General features: G+C 68.1%; 16 protein-coding genes, 1 tRNA gene and 1 pseudogene. 11 read left to right on the top strand and 7 right to left on the bottom strand.

The window, feature by feature from the left end; all coding sequences use genetic code 11:
* On the bottom strand, positions 1–954 hold the full coding sequence (locus V8688_RS01840; protein ID WP_316573981.1) for an ADP-ribosylglycohydrolase family protein: 954 nt from the start codon (positions 952–954) through the stop codon (positions 1–3).
* A gap of 182 nt (positions 955–1,136) precedes the next feature.
* On the opposite strand from V8688_RS01840, the pseudogene V8688_RS01835 reads away from it, so the two are divergent.
* From V8688_RS01835 to V8688_RS01815, 5 genes and pseudogenes are all read left to right on the top strand, one after another.
* A pseudogene (locus tag V8688_RS01835) lies at positions 1,137–1,268 on the top strand (NAD(P)-binding protein); the annotation flags it as partial.
* 189 nt (positions 1,269–1,457) lie between these two features.
* Positions 1,458–2,033, top strand: coding sequence for a hypothetical protein (locus V8688_RS01830; protein WP_218718967.1), 576 nt, complete (start codon positions 1,458–1,460; stop codon positions 2,031–2,033).
* Positions 2,034–2,251: 218 nt separating this feature from the next.
* Positions 2,252–3,052 (top strand): methyltransferase domain-containing protein, encoded by an 801-nt coding sequence (locus V8688_RS01825; RefSeq protein WP_342800014.1) that lies wholly within the window; start codon positions 2,252–2,254, stop codon positions 3,050–3,052.
* Between the two features lie 151 nt (positions 3,053–3,203).
* Positions 3,204–3,782, top strand: a complete 579-nt coding sequence (locus tag V8688_RS01820) for an RNA polymerase sigma factor (protein ID WP_342800013.1) — start codon at positions 3,204–3,206, stop codon at positions 3,780–3,782.
* Positions 3,763–4,053, top strand: coding sequence for a hypothetical protein (locus V8688_RS01815; RefSeq protein ID WP_342800012.1), 291 nt, complete (start codon positions 3,763–3,765; stop codon positions 4,051–4,053). The genes V8688_RS01820 and V8688_RS01815 overlap by 20 nt, the downstream gene beginning before the upstream one ends.
* Before the next feature lie 80 nt (positions 4,054–4,133).
* Here the strand turns inward: V8688_RS01815 and V8688_RS01810 are convergent, their stop codons facing one another.
* The 6 genes from V8688_RS01810 to V8688_RS01785 all read right to left on the bottom strand — a co-directional run bounded on the left by V8688_RS01810 (position 4,134) and on the right by V8688_RS01785 (position 8,002).
* Complete coding sequence (locus V8688_RS01810) at positions 4,134–4,748, bottom strand: histidine phosphatase family protein (RefSeq protein WP_342800059.1); 615 nt, start codon at positions 4,746–4,748, stop codon at positions 4,134–4,136.
* 112 nt (positions 4,749–4,860) lie between these two features.
* Positions 4,861–5,682, bottom strand: a complete 822-nt coding sequence (locus V8688_RS01805; RefSeq protein ID WP_316573984.1) for a hypothetical protein — start codon at positions 5,680–5,682, stop codon at positions 4,861–4,863.
* Between the two features lie 580 nt (positions 5,683–6,262).
* Positions 6,263–6,334, bottom strand: a tRNA-Val gene (locus tag V8688_RS01800).
* A 32-nt stretch (positions 6,335–6,366) separates the two neighbouring features.
* Positions 6,367–6,831: a peroxiredoxin gene (locus tag V8688_RS01795; RefSeq protein WP_218718893.1), complete on the bottom strand. Its 465-nt coding sequence runs from the start codon at positions 6,829–6,831 to the stop codon at positions 6,367–6,369.
* A 73-nt stretch (positions 6,832–6,904) separates the two neighbouring features.
* On the bottom strand, positions 6,905–7,327 hold the full coding sequence (locus V8688_RS01790; protein WP_218718892.1) for a DUF3052 domain-containing protein: 423 nt from the start codon (positions 7,325–7,327) through the stop codon (positions 6,905–6,907).
* Between the two features lie 117 nt (positions 7,328–7,444).
* Positions 7,445–8,002 (bottom strand): hypothetical protein, encoded by a 558-nt coding sequence (locus tag V8688_RS01785; protein ID WP_342800011.1) that lies wholly within the window; start codon positions 8,000–8,002, stop codon positions 7,445–7,447.
* A gap of 381 nt (positions 8,003–8,383) precedes the next feature.
* On the opposite strand from V8688_RS01785, the gene aceE reads away from it, so the two are divergent.
* The 6 genes from aceE to V8688_RS01755 all read left to right on the top strand — a co-directional run bounded on the left by aceE (position 8,384) and on the right by V8688_RS01755 (position 16,944).
* Positions 8,384–11,278 (top strand): pyruvate dehydrogenase (acetyl-transferring), homodimeric type, encoded by a 2,895-nt coding sequence (gene aceE, locus V8688_RS01780; RefSeq protein WP_316573986.1) that lies wholly within the window; start codon positions 8,384–8,386, stop codon positions 11,276–11,278.
* A gap of 44 nt (positions 11,279–11,322) precedes the next feature.
* A complete protein-coding gene (locus V8688_RS01775) occupies positions 11,323–12,624 on the top strand; it encodes a helix-turn-helix domain-containing protein (RefSeq protein ID WP_218718966.1) in 1,302 nt (433 codons plus the stop codon).
* Positions 12,625–12,751: 127 nt separating this feature from the next.
* Entirely contained in the window at positions 12,752–13,666 is a 915-nt protein-coding gene (locus V8688_RS01770; protein ID WP_218718889.1) for an ACP S-malonyltransferase, read from the top strand.
* Between the two features lie 81 nt (positions 13,667–13,747).
* On the top strand, positions 13,748–14,047 hold the full coding sequence (gene acpM / locus V8688_RS01765) for a meromycolate extension acyl carrier protein AcpM (protein ID WP_019046010.1): 300 nt from the start codon (positions 13,748–13,750) through the stop codon (positions 14,045–14,047).
* 10 nt (positions 14,048–14,057) lie between these two features.
* Positions 14,058–15,308 carry a KasA/KasB family beta-ketoacyl-ACP synthase gene (locus V8688_RS01760; RefSeq protein ID WP_218718888.1) on the top strand — a complete coding sequence of 417 codons (1,251 nt, stop codon included), beginning with the start codon at positions 14,058–14,060 and terminating at the stop codon, positions 15,306–15,308.
* A 205-nt stretch (positions 15,309–15,513) separates the two neighbouring features.
* Positions 15,514–16,944, top strand: a complete 1,431-nt coding sequence (locus V8688_RS01755) for a carboxyl transferase domain-containing protein (protein ID WP_218718887.1) — start codon at positions 15,514–15,516, stop codon at positions 16,942–16,944.
* The last annotated feature ends 54 nt before the right edge of the window (positions 16,945–16,998 follow it).

The raw sequence follows: 16,998 nt of genomic DNA, 5'->3' as shown, positions 1-16,998 counted from the left end.
TCACCGCCCGCGCCCGCGCGGATCCAGCCAGGCGGGCAACGGTTCCCGTGCCGACCGCCACGCGGGCGGCACCCCGATCACCCCGGGTCGGTCGCCGATTCCGGTGTAGGCGGCCACGATCCCGCCCACGATCGCGCCGGTGGTGTCCCGATCGCCGTCCGCTTCGATACAGGCGGTGATCGCCGCGGGATAGTTCGCCAGATGCGTCGCCGCGGCCCACAGCGCGAACGGCACCGTGTCCTGCGCTGTCACCCGCGAGCCGTTGCCCAGCTCGCGCACCGCGTCCGCGACGGAAACACCGAGCAGCGCACGGGCTCGGTGCAGCGCCCGGGTCGTCTCGCCGGGTTCGAGGCGTTCGAGTACCGTCGCGAGGAATTCCCCTGGGCCGGGCCGCATTCCGGTCGACCGTGCTCGTGCCGCCTCGCCCGCCGCCACTGCCACCGCCACCGCGCCGGTCACACCCTCCGGATGCAGATGTGTCACCTGCGCCGACCGAATCGCCTCGGCGACAATCCGTTCCGGCTCCTGCGCGTAGAACGCGCCCAGCGGCGCGACCCGCATCGCCGCGCCGTTGCCGCACGATCCCTGCCCGCCGAACGAGGCGCCGGCCGCCGCCCGCCAATGCGCGCCCTCGCGGATACGCCGCAGCGTCGTCACCGTCGCGTGGCCGTAGTCGCGCGCTGGATCACAGCGCCGCGCGAAGACCGCGGCCAGCCGATCCTGGTCGACCTCGTCGCGCACGTGCAGCTCGGCCACCAGGCAGGCCGCCATCTCGGTGTCGTCGGTCCAGACCCACGGTCCCGCCGGCGGCCGTCCCGCCCGCAGCTCCGGAATCGACTGACCCATGAGGAAGAACTGCGCGCCCAGCGCGTCGCCGACGGACAGGCCGTCCAGCGCGTCGCGCATCAGTTCCCGTCGGCGCTCCCGAGCGCCGGAACGCCGCCACACAGCCATCTCTCGACCAGTCCTTCCGCGCGGTGGATGCCGTCCACGACTGTAGGCGGGCCTGCGGCGCGCGGCGGAAAGCGTGTGCGTGAAACGACCCAGACCGAGCATCCGGCGAATGGGTGATCCGGCCGATGCGGCGGCGGCGGGTGGCTCCCTAGCGTCGGAATCCAGGACGAAAGGACACCATCATGACCATCCAGTACATCGACACCCTCATCATCGGCGCAGGTCAAGCCGGGTTGGCGACCGGTAGCGCGCTGCGGAGGGCGCGACAGCCGTTCCTCATCGTCGATCGCGGCGACCGCATCGGCGACGACTTCGCGGACCGCCGCCGCATTCGCCTACGAACACAACCTCACCTGAATTCGGGCCGATCCGGTGATGTTTTTCCGGTATCACCGCAGGTGGGGTTCCACTTGATCGTTAACGATGCGAAAATGTCGGCGGATCGAGATCCGGTCCAGCAGAGGATGTTCCGCCGATCTGGGCGGGCAGACTGGAGGGGCAAGATGTTTTTCTCGTCTCGAACGAGTTCCAGCGCACGACGATTCGGCACGGTCGCCGTTCTCGCGGTAGGGGCTCTCGGCCTCGCGGCCACCACCGCGCACGCCGGACCAGCAGCAGCCGTTCCGACCGTCCAGGGCGTCGAAGGGGGAGTGGCGTTCACGGCGAGTCCGCTCGCCGACGGCTCCGGACTCACCGCCACCGTCGCCGACGGCAGGTTCCAGCTCGCCGGGGGCGCGGTCACGCTCACCGATCGGGCGGGCCGGGTGGTCGCCGCCGTGCCGACTCGCCTCGTCACCGGCGCCGGCGAGGTCGACCTGGCCGCGGGCATCGCCGCCGACGGGCAGTCGGTCACGTTACGGCCGGTCGCCGCACCGGCTTTCGTCACCGACAACCTGGCGTCCTTCGTCGACGAGGCGAGTGACACTCTCGCCCGCAAGCAGCACAACGCCGGCATCGGCGCCCTGATCGGCGCGGGCATCGGTGCGGTCCTCGGGTTCTTCCTGGGTGGTGTCGGCGCGTTGGTCACCGTGCCGATCGGTGCGGGCATCGGCGCCCTCATCGGCTACTCGACGCCTTAGTGAACGGATGCGGTGGCCGGGCAGGCCCGGCCACCGCGTCGCCGATCTCGACGGATCACGCACCGACTCGCGTCCGGGGAACGCGAGCCCGTTCGACGTCGCTGCCGTGCGAGACCGATCCGACGCTCTACGCTGGGGCGGGGGCGACTCGACAGCCGGTCGCGTCGCAGACGGCGGACCGGGTGCGCGACGGTCCGGTCGAGTGTGGAGGGGATCCGGTGACAGCACCAGAGGACAAGCCTGCCGAGGTATTCGACTACGACGCGGAATTGCGTCTGCACAACGCCCACTTCCGGGCCGCCGCCCGGGTGCGGGTGCATGACCGGGTGCTCGATATCGGGTGCGGTGCGGGGCAGACCACGCGGGAAGCGGCACGCGCCGCCGCCGAGGGGACGGTGGTCGGCGTCGACGTCTCGGAGCGGATGCTCGAACACGCTCGTCGGCTCAGCGTCGACCTCGCCAATGTGAGCTATCAGCTGGCGGACGCCCAGACACATCCCTTCCCGCCGGGGCATTTCGACGTGTGCATCAGCAGGTTCGGCACGATGTTCTTCGCCGACCCGGTGGCCGCGTTCACCAATATCGGTCGCGCGCTGCGTCCCTCGGGACGGCTCGTGCTGCTGGTGTGGCAGGGACGCGACCGCAACGAGTGGACGTCGGTGATCCGCGAGACCCTCACCACCGAGGCGGCGATCGCCGGCGACGGGCCCGGCGCGTTCGCACTCGCCGATCCGGCCGTCACCGAAGCCGTCCTGGCTGCCGCCGGATTCACCGATATCGCGTTCGCCGAGGTCCACGAGCCCGTCTACTACGGCCGGGACAGCGCGGCCGCCTTCGACAATGTGCTGCGGCTGGTGGAGTTCCGCGACATCATCGCCGGGCTGGGGGTCGAGGGCGCCGAGGCGGCGCGGGAGCGGCTGCGGGCACTGCTCGACGCGCATCACTCCGGGGACGGCGTGTACTTCGACTCGCGCGCGTGGCTGGTCACCGCCCGTCGGCCTCCGCGAGCGGGTTTCTGAATCCTTTTGCGCGGTGTGCGCCTCTTATCCATGTCCCGACACACTGTCGGGACGGAAACGGAGGTAGTCGTGCTCATCGGAATCGGTATCGTCGTCGGCTTGGTGGCGCTGTGCACGTGCATGGTCGTCGTGCGGCGCAAACGAGCCGGGCGTGGCTGAGGCGAGCTGGCCCGGCCATCAGCTGATCGTCGCCGCGCAGGGCGGTGACGTCGATTCGATCGCGGCGCTGGTGTCGGGCTCGCACCCCAACATCCAGCGCTTCGCGCGATCTCTGTGCGCCACCCCGGAGGACGCGGAGGACGCGGCGCAGGAGGCGCTGATCATCCTGTATCGCAAGATCGGGATGCTGCGGGCCTCCGGGGCGCTCGCGTCGTGGATGTTCCGCATCGTGCGCAACGAGTGCCTGCGACGGGCACGCAAGGGGATGCGGGACCGTACGCCGGTGTCGCCGGAGATCGCCGCGGTCGCCTCCGCCGAGGACGAGGTGTTACAGCGTCTGGAAGCGGGCCGGGTCGCGGCCGCGGTGGCCGCCTTGCCCGCCGATCAGCGCCAGGTGCTGATCATGCGCGACATCCAGGGCTACAGCGGGCGGATGGTCGCCGACGCCCTCGGCCTCAGCACCGGCGCCATGAAATCCCGCCTGCACCGCGCCCGCGCGACCGTCCGGGAATCCCTGCACACCGTCACCCACCCGGATCCAGGAGGACACGATGACCGGAACGAAACCTGACACGCCCGACTACGCGAGCTCCTCGGTGCCCGTCCACCTACTGCGCGGCGCCCTGGGCTTCCTCGCCCTGACCGGCTCCGTCGCCCTCATCCCGATCACCGGCCTGCTCAGCCTCCTGCTCCTGCCCGTCGGCCTGTTCGCCCTCCGCGGCTGCCCGACCTGCTGGGCGATCGGCCTGATGCAGACCCTGTCCCGAGGCAAGCTGCGGCGCTCCTGCGACGGGGGCGTCTGCACCCTCACCGTCGCCGACCGCGACAAGGTCGCCTCGTAGTCCCGCACCGGATCGCAGCGTGCCCCACACCATCACCGCGGGCCACGCTGCTCCATGCCCGGCGCCTGATCCGCCCCTGCTCATCGCGGGGCGAGATGGCGGGTGTCGTCGAGGGTGTGGATTCGGCGGTTGTGGAAGTAGGGGTCTTCGCGGAGTTCGGTGATGCCGCCGGGGGTGGCGTGGAAGTGGGCGTAGCCCGCTGACTCGAGGGGCATGCGGATCCAGGACGTGAGGACGAAAGTCAGTGCGCCGCCGTGGGTGACGATGACCTGGTGGCGGCAGTCGCTGGTGAGGATGTCGTCCATGACGGTGTAGATGCGGTGGGCGAGAGCGGCTTTGGTTTCGGCGCCGGGGATGCCCTCGTCGTGGTTCATGCGGTCGCCGACGGGTGGGGGTGGGCGGAAGCGGTCGTCGAGCCATCGCTGGGGGCGCCCACCCGCTTCGCCGTAGGACTTCTCGCGGAGTCGGTCGTCCAGGGTCGCAACAACTCCCAGTCGCGCGGCGAGGGCGCCGGCGGTCTGCGCGGTGCGCCGGAGATCGGAGGAGTACAACTCGACCTCGGCGTCGGCGGGGATGCGCGCGCGGACGGCGGCGGCGATCGCTTCGGCGTCACGCAGTCCGGCGGGGGTGAGCGCGGAGTCGTACCAGCCGCCCACCAGATGGTCGACGTGGTGCGTCGCTTCCGGATGCGTCACGACGTAGACGGTGCGCACATAGGTGGGGAGTGGGAAAGTCAAGCCGACCGCAGTGTGGCGCGGTTCGTGTCTGGCGATTGCGGTGGGACGCCGAGTGTCATGCAGGAATCGGTCACCGACCATTCTCGGCTTCCTTCACAAGGTATCCACGGAGCTGGATGAGTCGCAGCGTGTAGTCGGCTTGGTTCAGAGTTGTGGCGGCGTCGATGTAGGCGTCGACGAATTCGATATACAACTCGTTCAGATGGACGGCGAGCAGTGCATCAGCGGTTGCGTCGAGCCCCTCGTTTCGCCACCGAGCTGCCGCTTGCACCAGTTGATAGGACCGCCCTCGGTACCATTCGATCGCGTCCTGGTTGCGGCCGATCTTGCTGGTAGCGAGGGTGTAGAGGAACCTGACCGGGAACAGTGTCTTCTTGGTGACCGCGCGTGTGCCTGCGGCGACAAGTCGCGACGGATGGTGCAGATCCGCGCGGTAGCTTTCGTCGATCTTGCTCAGCGCAAATTCTGCCGAGTCGATGATCAATTCGTTATGGGTGGGCACGGTGGCCGGTTGACGATTGTCCTGGCCATACAGCAATCGGCCCGACTCCAGCAGGTCCAGGCGGTCGATCGCGGGGAGTCGATGTGTCGGGCCGGCGCCGGATCGAACGCCGGACCAGTCGGACCAGAAGACGGACAGTCGCTGCGCCAGTGGGCTTTCGAACTGCTGCCGGACGGCATCGGTGACACGGAGAATTCCTTCTTTTACCTCTGCATCGCCATCGTTCAGCACGGTTACGAGGTCGACGTCGCTGACGAGCGGTGCGAAGCCGCCATGGGCGAGGCTTCCGATGGCGTAGCACGCTGCCAAATTCTCGCCGAACTCTGTGCGCGCGTGGGCGACTGCGGCGAGGAGTACGTGTTCACCGGTCTGCGTTCCAGCAAGGTCCACAACGTCATTTTGACCACAGAACCTCACTATGACCAATCGGTTCGGTCTGCGACTCGCAGCGCGCGACAAGCGTGGCTCTGCTGGCACTTCCCGCATTGATCGAATCGGTCCGTGTAGAGCATCGGAACGTGTACAGGCCGCGAAGTGGCTGCGGCGCCCGGCCAAGAAGCCCCGTCCGCGGCGCTTGGATTGCGAGAGTTTCATGCAGCGTGGCGACTGCGAACGGGCGCGGCCGCCTCGATGTCGAGCAGTGGTGTTCGCCACGGGCGCTGACTCCGCGGTGACGTCAAACAGTGGACAGTCAGATCGCCGCCGCAACCGTCCAGACATGAGCGCCGTCCAACCTGAACATGGGAATGGACGCTGTCGACCGTGAAGCTCTTATCGCCGCTGGCCTTGACCCGGACGACCCGCAGGTCTGGCGCGACCAACAGCGGATAAGCGACCTGCTCGTTTGCTACGGACTGTGGACCCGGAGTTCTAGGAGCAGCGCGTAAAGTTGGGGTTCTCTGCCCCACGTGGGCGACGTGGGGCATACGTCGCAAGCCGCGAGCGGATCGTCTACCTGCAACATCTTCTGTGGGCGCAGAGGGGATCGAACCCCCGACCGCTGGTGTGTAAAACCAGTGCTCTACCGCTGAGCTATACGCCCTGGCACCGCCGGCGGGAACCGGCGGTGACGGTTTATGAATCTAGCGCGGCGAGCGCTTTCTCCCAAGCCGCCTGGTCACGGGCCTCTCCGGGCCCGTTCATCTCCGCGAAAGTGATGTAACCGGACTTGTCGACGACGAAGGTGCCGCGGTTGGGGTAACCGGACTTCTCGTTGAAGACGTCGTAGGCCTGGGTGACGGCGCCGTGCGGCCAGAAATCGGACAGCAGCGGGAACAGGTAGCCCTGTTCGGCGGCCCAGATCTTGTGGGTGGGCGGGGGGCCGACGGAGATCGCGAGGATCTCGGCGTCGTCGTTCTGGAACTTGGGCAGTTCGTCACGCACTTTGCACAGCTCGCCCTGGCAGATGCCGGTGAAGGCGAGCGGATAGAACACCAGCAGGACGTTCTTCTTGCCGCGGTAATCCGACAGCGAGACAGGCTGGTTGTTCTGGTCCTTGAGCGTGAAGTCCGGCGCGAGAGTGCCAACCTCTAGCGGCATACAGCGAATCCTCCGTCGTGTCGGGTCTCAGCCGAGCGTTCTCGTCCGGCTGAGACCTTAGCGAACGGCGGATTCAGCGCTGTTTGGACGGTGCCTTCGGCTGGACCAGGCGCGAGCCCGTCCAGCTGCCGAGGCTGATGGTGGATGTCTGGGTCAGGCCGGCCGTGGGCGCGGCTTCGGCGATCTCGCTCGGATCGACATGGCCCGGTTGACCGGTCTTGGGGGTGAGGACCCAGATGAAGCCTTCGTCGGCCAGCGGGCTGATGGCATCCATCAGCTCGTCGGCCAGATCGCCGTCACCTTCTCGCCACCACAACAGGACGGCGTCCACGACCTCGTCGGAGTCCTCGTCGACCATCTCGCCGCCGCTGACCTCCTCGATCTCGGCGCGCAAGTCGTCGTCGGTGTCCTCGTCCCAGCCCAATTCCTGAACGACCAAGCCGTGAGAAATGCCAAGCTTCTGAGCGTAGTTCTGCGCGTCCGCCGCGGCGACCACGGTGGTGTCCTCCCTAAACTGCCGACAGTAGATAGGTGCAAGCGAACATGGTTATCGGCCGCAGCGCAAGCCGATCGGGTGAATTGGGACCGTATGCCGCGTGTCGGCGGGACGAATTCAGCGGCTCGGGCAGGCGTCGTGGACCGCGGTGCGGGCCTGGTTGATCTTGCGACTGGCGTCGTTGAGCCGGGTCACCTGGGAGCTGTAGGTCATTTTTCTGGTCTCCGCCGACAGTTCGCGCGCGGCGACGACGTAGGCGGTGAACTTCTCGGCGAGATCGGCGGGCAGCGCCCCCACCGCGGCGGTGACGCCGGACTCGACCTTGGTCGCGGCGTTGTCGAGGGTGGTGGCCGCCGCCTCGCGCTTGTCGGCGTAGTCGGGAGCGTTGCGGTCGTGGGCGGTGACGAACTCGTTGAAGGCGGTGACGCCCGCACCGGTCGTGGTCGGGAACTGGGTGCAGTTGTCGCTGATCGCCTTGGTCTGCGCGGCGGCGGCCTTGGCGGCGGCGGCCGCCGAGGCGGACGCGGCGGCGGAGGTCTTGTACGCGGCGACCTCGGCGGGATCGGTGGTCGCGGCGCCGGGCACCTGTTCGGCGCAGCCGGCCACGACCATGCCCGCGGTCACGGCGACAGCGGCACAGACCAGCCCGAGCCGGCGCACGTCCAGCAGCCTCATCGTTCCCCGATCCCTCTCACTCGGTTGCTTCCCCTGCAGAACTTAGTGGATTCCGCGGACACGTGGATCGGCGCTGCGCTGCGACTTCGGCCGGTCCGGAATCCATAGGGAAGTGATATGAATGAGGGGTGTCCGCGAGGTGGTGCGGCGGCCGGTTTCGCGCCGCTGTCGCCCGGGGCACGGGCCGCTGGGGGAGCGTCAGGCTGTGGTCCAGCGAAATACCGGGCAGTACCTGCTCGGGAGGGATGACCCGGGCTGCCTTTTCGGTAAGGATGAAAGGTGCGCCCGAAACTTTCGTGACGGGTGGCCCGCACACCAAGCGGGCAGGCCCGGGGATAGCGACGCCAACAAGCAGTTCAGCCCCCAGTACGAGGAGCAGATTTGACCGACCTGATCCACTCTGTGTCAGCGAATTCCGCGAACGATCCCGCCGCGGCGGCACCCGCCGCAGGCGCCGAGTCCGCCACCAGACCTACCGGTGAGCGGGTTCGGGTGATCCGCGAGGGAGTGGCGTCGTATCTTCCGGATATCGACCCCGAGGAGACCAGCGAATGGCTGGAATCCTTCGACGACATGCTCGACCGCGAAGGGCCGGGCCGCGCCCGGTACCTGATGCTGCGACTGCTCGAGCGCGCCGGCGAGCGTCGCGTCTCGATCCCCGCGCTCACCTCCACCGACTACGTCAACACGATCCCCACCGAGAACGAGCCCTGGTTCCCCGGCGACGAGGAGGTCGAGCGCCGCTACCGCGCCTGGATCCGGTGGAACGCCGCGATCATGGTGCACCGCGCGCAGCGCCCCGGCATCGGCGTCGGCGGCCACATCTCCACCTACGCGTCGTCGGCGGCGCTCTACGAGGTGGGCTTCAACCACTTCTTCCGCGGCAAGGACCATCCCGGCGGCGGCGACCACATCTACATCCAGGGCCACGCCTCGCCCGGCATCTACGCCCGCGCCTTCCTCGAGGGCCGCCTGAGCACCGACCGGCTCGACGGTTTCCGGCAGGAATACAGCCACGGCGGACCGGGCCACGGCCTGCCGTCCTACCCGCACCCGCGGTTGATGCCGGACTTCTGGGAGTTCCCGACGGTGTCGATGGGCCTGGGCCCGATGAACGCGATCTACCAGGCGCGGTTCAACCACTACCTGCACGACCGCGGTATCAAGGACACCTCCGACCAGCATGTCTGGGCCTTCCTCGGCGACGGCGAGATGGACGAGCCCGAGTCGCGCGGCCTGATCCAGGTGGCCGCCAACGAGGCGCTCGACAACCTGACCTTCGTGATCAACTGCAATCTGCAGCGGCTCGACGGGCCGGTGCGCGGCAACGGCAAGATCATCCAGGAGCTGGAGTCGTTCTTCCGCGGCGCGGGCTGGAACGTCATCAAGGTGGTCTGGGGCCGCGAGTGGGACGCGCTGCTGGGCGCCGACCGCGACGGCGCGCTGGTGAACCTGATGAACACCACCCCCGACGGTGACTTCCAGACGTACAAGGCCAACGACGGCGCCTACGTGCGCGACCACTTCTTCGGTCGCGACCCGCGGACCAAGGCGCTGGTCCAGAACATGTCCGACAGCGACATCTGGAACCTCAAGCGTGGCGGTCACGACTACCGCAAGGTCTACGCGGCCTACGCGGCCGCGATGGCGCACAAGGGTCAGCCGACGGTGATCCTGGCCAAGACGATCAAGGGCTACACCCTCGGCAAGCACTTCGAGGGCCGCAACGCCACCCACCAGATGAAGAAGCTGGCGTTGCAGGACCTCAAGGACTTCCGCGATCTGCAGCGCATCCCGATCACGGACGCCGAGCTGGAGAAAGATCCGTACCTGCCGCCGTACTACCACCCCGGCATGGACAACCCGGCCATCCAGTACATGCTGAGCCGGCGTCAGTCGCTCGGTGGTTTCGTGCCGGAGCGCCGCTCGGCCGCCAAGCCGCTGACGCTGCCCGGCGACGAGGCGTATCGCTCGGTGCGCAAGGGCTCGGGTAAGCAGAAGGTCGCCACCACCATGGCGCTGGTGCGCCTGGTCAAGGAACTGCTGCGCGACAAGGAGATCGGCAAGCGCATCGTGCCGATCATCCCGGACGAGGCCCGCACCTTCGGCATGGACTCGTGGTTCCCCACGCTGAAGATCTACAACCGCAACGGCCAGCTCTACACCTCGGTCGACGCGGAGCTGATGCTCGCCTACAAGGAGAGCACCGTCGGCCAGATCATGCACGAGGGCATCAACGAGGCCGGTTCCACCGCGACCTTCACCGCGGCGGGCACCTCCTACGCCACCCACGGCGAGCCGATGATCCCGCTCTACATCTTCTATTCGATGTTCGGGTTCCAGCGCACCGGCGACAGCTTCTGGGCCGCCGCCGACCAACTGGCGCGCGGTTTCGTCCTCGGTGCCACCGCGGGCCGCACCACGCTGACCGGCGAGGGCCTGCAGCACAACGACGGACAGTCGCTGCTGCTGGCGTCGACCAATCCGGCCGTGGTGACCTACGACCCGGCGTTCTCGTTCGAGATCGCGCACATCATGCGCGACGGCCTGCGCCGGATGTACGGCGGAACGACCCCCGAGACCAGCCCGCTGCCCGGCACGAATCCGCCGGAGAGCGGCGCCTTCGCCGGGGAGAACATCTTCTACTACATCACCCTGTACAACGAGCCCTACCAGCAGCCCGCCGAGCCGGACGACCTCGACGTGGCCGGTCTGCTCAAGGGCCTGTACCTGTACCAGCGCGGTGGTGAGGGCAGCATCCGCGCCCAGATCCTCGTCTCTGGCGTGACCGTGCCCGACGGTCTGCGCGCCCAGGAGATTCTGGCGCAGGAGTGGGGCGTGGCCGCCGACGTGTGGTCGGTGACCTCGTTCGGCGAGCTGCGCAGGGAGGCGCTGGACAAGGAGATCCAGGCGCTCAAGCACCCCGACACCGATCCGGGCGTGCCCTACGTCACCCAGGCGCTCGCGCCGACGCAGGGCCCGGTCGTGGCCGCCACGGACTGGATGCGCGCGGTCTCCGATCAGATCCGGCAGTGGGTGCCCGGCGACTACATCACCCTGGGCACCGACGGGTTCGGCTTCTCCGACACCCGCCCGGCCGCCCGCCGGGTGTTCAACGTCGACGCGCAGTCGATCGTGGTCGCGGTGCTGGAGGGCCTGGTCAAGGACGGCACGCTGGACAAGGCGAAGGCGGTCGAGGCGGCGGCGAAATACCGCATCGACGACGTCTCCGCCGCGCCGAAGCCCAGTGCGGACGCAGCCGAGGAACTCGCGTAGCGGACTATTGGACTGTGGAGCGCAAACCGCCGCGGCCCCGTCGGATCACCGAGGGCACCAGCGAACACGAGGTCTACCTGCCGACCGGGGCACTGTCCCCGAATCGGCAGACCCGTGATCCGCTGCCCGACACGCTGCTCAAGCGGGTCAAGCAGTTCTCGGGCCGGCTGTCGACCGAGGCGGTGGGGTCGATGCAGGACCGGCTGCCGTTCTTCGCCGATCTGGACGCCGCGCAGCGCGCGGGCGTCCAGATGCTGGTGCAGACGGCGGTCGTGAACTTCCTGGAGTGGTTGCAGGATCCCGATTCCGATATCCGCTTCAGCCTGGACGCGTTCCAGGTGATTCCGCAGGATCTGGCGCGGCGGCTGACGCTGCGCCAGACCGTGGACATGGTCCGGGTGGCCATGGACTTCTTCGAGCAGTGGCTGCCCGCGCTGGCGCGCAACGACCGGCAGTTGGTCGCGCTCACCGAGGCGGTGCTGCGATACGGGCGTGAGCTCGGTTTCGCGGCCGCCTCGGTGTACGCCAGCGCCGCGGAGTCGCGCGGCGCGTGGGACACCCGCCTGGAGGCGCTGGTGGTCGACGCGGTCGTCCGCGGCGACACCGGTCCCGACATGCTCTCCCGGGCCGCCACGTTGAACTGGGACGCCACCGCGCCCGCCACGGTGCTCGTCGGTACGCCGCCCGCCGATCAGGGCGTGTCGACGGTCGGCGCGGTGCACACCATCGCGACCCGGCACGGCAGGGCCGCGCTGGCGGTCGTGCAGGGCGCGCGGCTGGTGATGGTGGTCAGCGGGCATCTCGGCGACGCCGGGATCGGCTCGCCGTTCCTGTCCGATCTGCTGGCAGACGTCTTCTCCGACGGCCCGGTGGTGATCGGCCCGACCATGCGGACGCTGGGCGCCGCGCACGCCAGCGCGATCGAGGCGCTGGCCGGAATGGAGGCCGTGGTGGGCTGGCGCGCCGCGCCAAGGCCCGTTCACGCCTCGGAATTGCTCCCCGAACGCGCCCTGCTGGGCGATAGAGCTGCGATCGAGGCGCTGAACGAGTATCTTGTGCTCCCGTTGGCTGCTGCCGGATCTTCGTTATCCGACACACTCGACGCCTATCTGGATTGTGGTGGAGCAGTAGAAACGTGCGCGCGTCAGCTGTACGTCCATCCAAATACCGTTCGGTACCGTCTCAAACGAATCGGCGAGATCACCGGACGTGATCCCATGAATCCCCGAGACGCGTATGTGCTCCGAATCGCGGCCACCGTGGGCCGTTTGACACGAACGCATAACGAATCGTCACCCTCCGTCACAGAAACACCGCCTACCCCAGTGGGCTACGACCCCCTGTAACGAGATCGGGGAATCGGTCGATCGGGACACTCCACCTCGGATTTTGTGGGACCCCTACAAAACCCGTTCGAAAGCTTCATTCGCGCCGACATCTCGTGCGGCGGGGGTCACAGTGTTTTCTTAGGGAGTGATCGCGTTGTTCACCCCTGGACAGGGGTCCCAGACACCCGGCATGCTCGCGCCCTGGCTCGCCCTCCCCGGTGCGACCGACCGCCTCGAGCTGTGGTCGAAGGCCGCCGGCCTCGACCTGGTCCGTCTCGGTACCACCGCGACGGCCGAGGAGATCGTCGACACGGCGGTGACCCAGCCGCTCGTCGTCGCGGCCGCACTGCTCGCGTTCGCCGAAATCGCCCCCGAGGCGATCCCGGCGGATACCATCGTCGCCGGACACTCGGTCGGCGAATTCGCCGCGGCCGCTGTCGCCGGCGTCATCACTGCCGACGAAGCGGTCACCCTGGCCGCCATCCGCGGCCGGGAGATGGCCAAGGCGTGCGCGCAGGAGCCGACCGGTATGTCCGCTGTGCTCGGTGGTGACGAAGCCACCGTGCTCGCACGGCTCGCCGAGCTCGATCTCGTCCCGGCCAACCGCAACGCGGTCGGCCAGATCGTGGCGGCGGGTCGCTTGGAAGCTCTGGCGGAGCTCGCCGCGAACCCGCCGGAGAAGGCACGGGTCCGCGCATTGCCCGTCGCCGGTGCGTTCCACACCGTTTTCATGGCCCCGGCCCAGGCTGCTGTCGCCGATGCCATCGCTCAGATCTCGCCGAGCGACCCGATCCGGACGCTGCTGTCGAACTTCGACGGCAAGCCGGTCACCTCGGGCGCCGACGCGATCGACAAGCTCGCCGCCCAGGTCACTCGCCCCGTGCGCTGGGACCTGTGCACCGAGACCGTTCGCGAGGCGGGCGTCTCGGCGGTGGCCGAACTGCCGCCGGCGGGCACCCTCGTCGGTATCGCCAAGCGGGAGCTGAAGGGCACGCCCAACCTGGCCCTGAAGACTCCGGAAGACCTCCCCGCGTTGGTCGAACTGACCATCTCCGGCTAGCTTTCCCCCCGGCGGTCGCGCACGACGAAGTGCCGGCCGTACAAGACCCCTACAAATGAGAACAAGAAGGGAGCCACCAAAGTGGCCGCTCTGACCCAGGAACAGATCGTCGAAGAACTCGGCAAGATCATCGAAGAGGTTACAGGTATCGAACCCTCCGAGGTGACCATCGAGAAGTCCTTCGTCGACGACCTGGACATCGACTCGCTGTCCATGGTCGAGATCGCTGTGCAGACCGAGGACAAGTACGGCGTCAAGATCCCCGACGAGGATCTCGCCAGCCTGAAGACCGTGGGTGACGCTGTCTCCTACATCCAGAAGCTCGAGGCGGAGAACTCCGACGCCGCCGCGGAGCTCAAGGCCAAGTTCGACGCCGAGTAGGGCTGAACCAGTGACCACTCCTTCCACCTTGAACGGGAATTTCCCCAACGTCGTCGTCACCAGCATGGCGGCGACCACGTCGATCGCGGGTGATGTCGATGCGACGTGGAAGGGACTCCTCAACGGTGAGAGCGGAATCGACGTTCTCGAGGATTCCTTCATCGAGGAATACGACCTGCCGGTGCGTATCGGCGGTCACCTGAAAGTCAGCCCCGACACCCTGCTGAGCCGGGTCGAGATCCGCCGGATGGCGTATGTCGAGCGCCTGGCGACCGTCCTCGGTCGCGAGGTGTGGAAGAACGCGGGCAGCCCGGAGGTCGACCCCGACCGCCTGGGCGTCGCGATCGGCACCGGTCTCGGTGGTGGCGACGCGCTGATCGACTCGGTCGACAAGCTGAAGAACGGCGGCTATCGCAAGATCTCGCCGCTGGCTGTTCAGATGGTCATGCCGAACGGTCCGTCGGCCGTCGTCGGTCTCGAGCTGAAGGCCAGGGCGGGAGTGGTCACTCCGGTCTCGGCGTGCTCGTCGGGTTCGGAGGCCATCGCCAACGCGTGGCGGATGATCGTGATGGGTGACGCCGACATCGTCGTCACCGGTGGCGTCGAGGGCTTCATCGACTCGGTGCCGATCGCCGCGTTCTCCATGATGCGCGCGATGAGTACTCGCAACGACGATCCGAAGGGCGCCTCGCGTCCGTTCGACAAGGATCGTGACGGCTTCGTCTTCGGCGAAGCGGGCGCGCTGATGGTCATCGAGACCGAGGAGCACGCCAAGGCTCGCGGTGCCACCATCCACGCTCGACTGCTGGGTGCGGGCATCACGTCCGACGGCTTCCACCTGGTCGCCCCCGATCCCGCGGGCACCGGTGCGGCCAGGGCGATGACCCGCGCGATCCAGACCGCCGGTCTGACCAAGCAGGACATCACCCACATCAACGCCCACGCGACCGCGACCCCCATCGGCGACACCGCCGAGGCCAACGCGATCAACCTCGCCGTGGGCAACCACGCTTCGGTCTACGCGCCGAAGTCGGCACTGGGCCACTCGATCGGCGCCGTCGGTGCCCTCGAGTCCGTGCTCACCGTGCTCGCCATCAGGGACGGCGTCGTTCCGCCGACGCTGAACCTGGACAACCAGGATCCGGAGATCGATCTCGACGTGGTGCACGGGCAGGCCCGTCACCAGGAAATCGAGTACGCGATCAACAACTCCTTCGGATTCGGTGGGCACAACGTCGCGCTCGCCTTCGGTCGGGCATAGCTCGACCTGGTCAAGGGCCGAAGGAGGCAGCTTGCGTCACCACGTAGGCCCTCCAGGTCGGGCTGGTTGATACAGCCGCACCGATCGACTGCATTCACGATCCCCGGTGGGGTTCGCGCCAACTGAATGGTTCGACCCCACCGGCGGTTCGCCATACGCAGCCGCCGCAGCGGCAACTCTTCTTCGAAGGCAGGAGACGAACGCGATGACCATCATTGCTCCCGCGTTTCACGACACGACGACCGATCCGCGCGACCCGCTCGGCCGCCTGCAGCGGTTCTTCGATCCCGGCACGGTGCTTCCGCTGCACCCGCGGGACAAGTCCGGTGTGCTGGCCGCGATCGGCGAGGTCGACGGTGTCCGCACCGTGGCCTACTGCTCGGATGCCACCGTCATGGGCGGCGCGATGGGCGTCGAGGGCTGCAAGCACATCGTCGACGCGATCGACACCGCCATCGATTCCGGCCTCCCGGTCGTCGGCCTGTGGCACTCCGGTGGCGCACGCCTGGCCGAGGGCGTCGAGGCCCTGCACGCGGTAGGCCTGGTCTTCGAGGCCATGGTCCGCGCGTCCGGCCTGGTTCCCCAGATTTCCGTGGTGCTCGGCTTCGCCGCCGGTGGCGCCGCGTACGGCCCCGCGCTCACCGACATCGTCATCATGGCGCCCGAGGGCCGTGTCTTCGTCACCGGTCCGGACGTGGTGCGTTCGGTGACCGGCGAGAACGTCGACATGGAGACCCTCGGTGGTCCCACCACACACTTCAAGAAGTCGGGCGTGTGCCACATCGCCGCCGACGACGAGGCCGATGCCATGCATCGCGCTCGCCGGCTGGTCTCGATGTTCGCCGAGCAGGGCGAATTCGATCAGGCCGTCGCCGAGCACGGTGACGTCGACCTGAAGGCGATGCTGCCCGCCTCGGCCAAGCGCGCCTACGACGTGAAGCCGATCATCCACGAGCTGCTCGACAACGTCGACGGCGAATCCTCCTTCGAGGAACTGCAGGGTGGTTACGCCCGCAGCATGGTCGTCGGCCTCGGCCGTCTCGGCGGCCGCACCGTCGGCGTGCTCGCCAACAACCCGCTGCGCCTCGGCGGCTGCCTGAACTCCGAAAGCGCCGAGAAGGCTTCGCGTTTCGTGCGCCTGTGCGACGCGTTCGGCATCCCGCTGATCGTGGTCACCGACGTCCCCGGCTACCTGCCCGGCGTCGGCCAGGAACTCGAGGGCGTGGTCCGCCGCGGCGCGAAGCTGCTGCACGCCTTCGCCGAGGCCCGCGTCCCGCGCGTCACCCTGGTGACCCGCAAGATCTACGGCGGCGCCTACATCGCGATGAACGCCCGCTCGCTGGGCGCCACCGCCGTGTACGCCTGGCCCGGTTCCGAAGTCGCCGTCATGGGCGCCAAGGCCGCGGTCGGCATCCTGCACAAGAAGGCACTCGCGGCCGCCCCCGAGGACGAGCGCGAAGCCCTCCACGAGCGCCTGACCGCCGAGCACGAGCAGATCGCCGGCGGCGTCGAACGCGCCGTGGCCATCGGCGTCGTCGACGAGGTCATCGACCCCGCCAAGACCCGCAGCATCATCGCCGCGGCCCTGGCCTCGGCCCCGGCCCGCAAGAGCCACCACAAGAACATCCCGCTCTGACCCCAGCGCGGTAGTCCTACCCCCCCGTCGGCTCGTCCTGCATCAGGACGAGCC

Origin of the sequence: Nocardia sp. No.11, from assembly GCF_038752175.1 — a bacterium.
In the GTDB taxonomy this organism is placed as follows: Bacteria; Actinomycetota; Actinomycetes; order Mycobacteriales; family Mycobacteriaceae; genus Nocardia; species Nocardia canadensis.
The sequence above is the reverse complement of the archived record's forward strand: the minus strand, read 5'-3'. Positions and strand labels throughout refer to the sequence as shown.

Excerpts from the sequence above, each read along its gene's own strand:
- V8688_RS01830 (WP_218718967.1), top strand. The coding sequence starts at position 1,458 with ATGTTTTTCTCGTCTCGAACGAGTTCCAGCGCACGACGATTCGGCACG.
- V8688_RS01840 (WP_316573981.1), bottom strand. The coding sequence starts at position 954 with ATGGCTGTGTGGCGGCGTTCCGGCGCTCGGGAGCGCCGACGGGAACTG.
- V8688_RS01795 (WP_218718893.1), bottom strand. The coding sequence starts at position 6,831 with ATGCCGCTAGAGGTTGGCACTCTCGCGCCGGACTTCACGCTCAAGGAC.
- V8688_RS01785 (WP_342800011.1), bottom strand. The coding sequence starts at position 8,002 with ATGAGGCTGCTGGACGTGCGCCGGCTCGGGCTGGTCTGTGCCGCTGTC.
- V8688_RS01755 (WP_218718887.1), top strand. The coding sequence starts at position 15,514 with ATGACCATCATTGCTCCCGCGTTTCACGACACGACGACCGATCCGCGC.
- V8688_RS01815 (WP_342800012.1), top strand. The coding sequence starts at position 3,763 with ATGACCGGAACGAAACCTGACACGCCCGACTACGCGAGCTCCTCGGTG.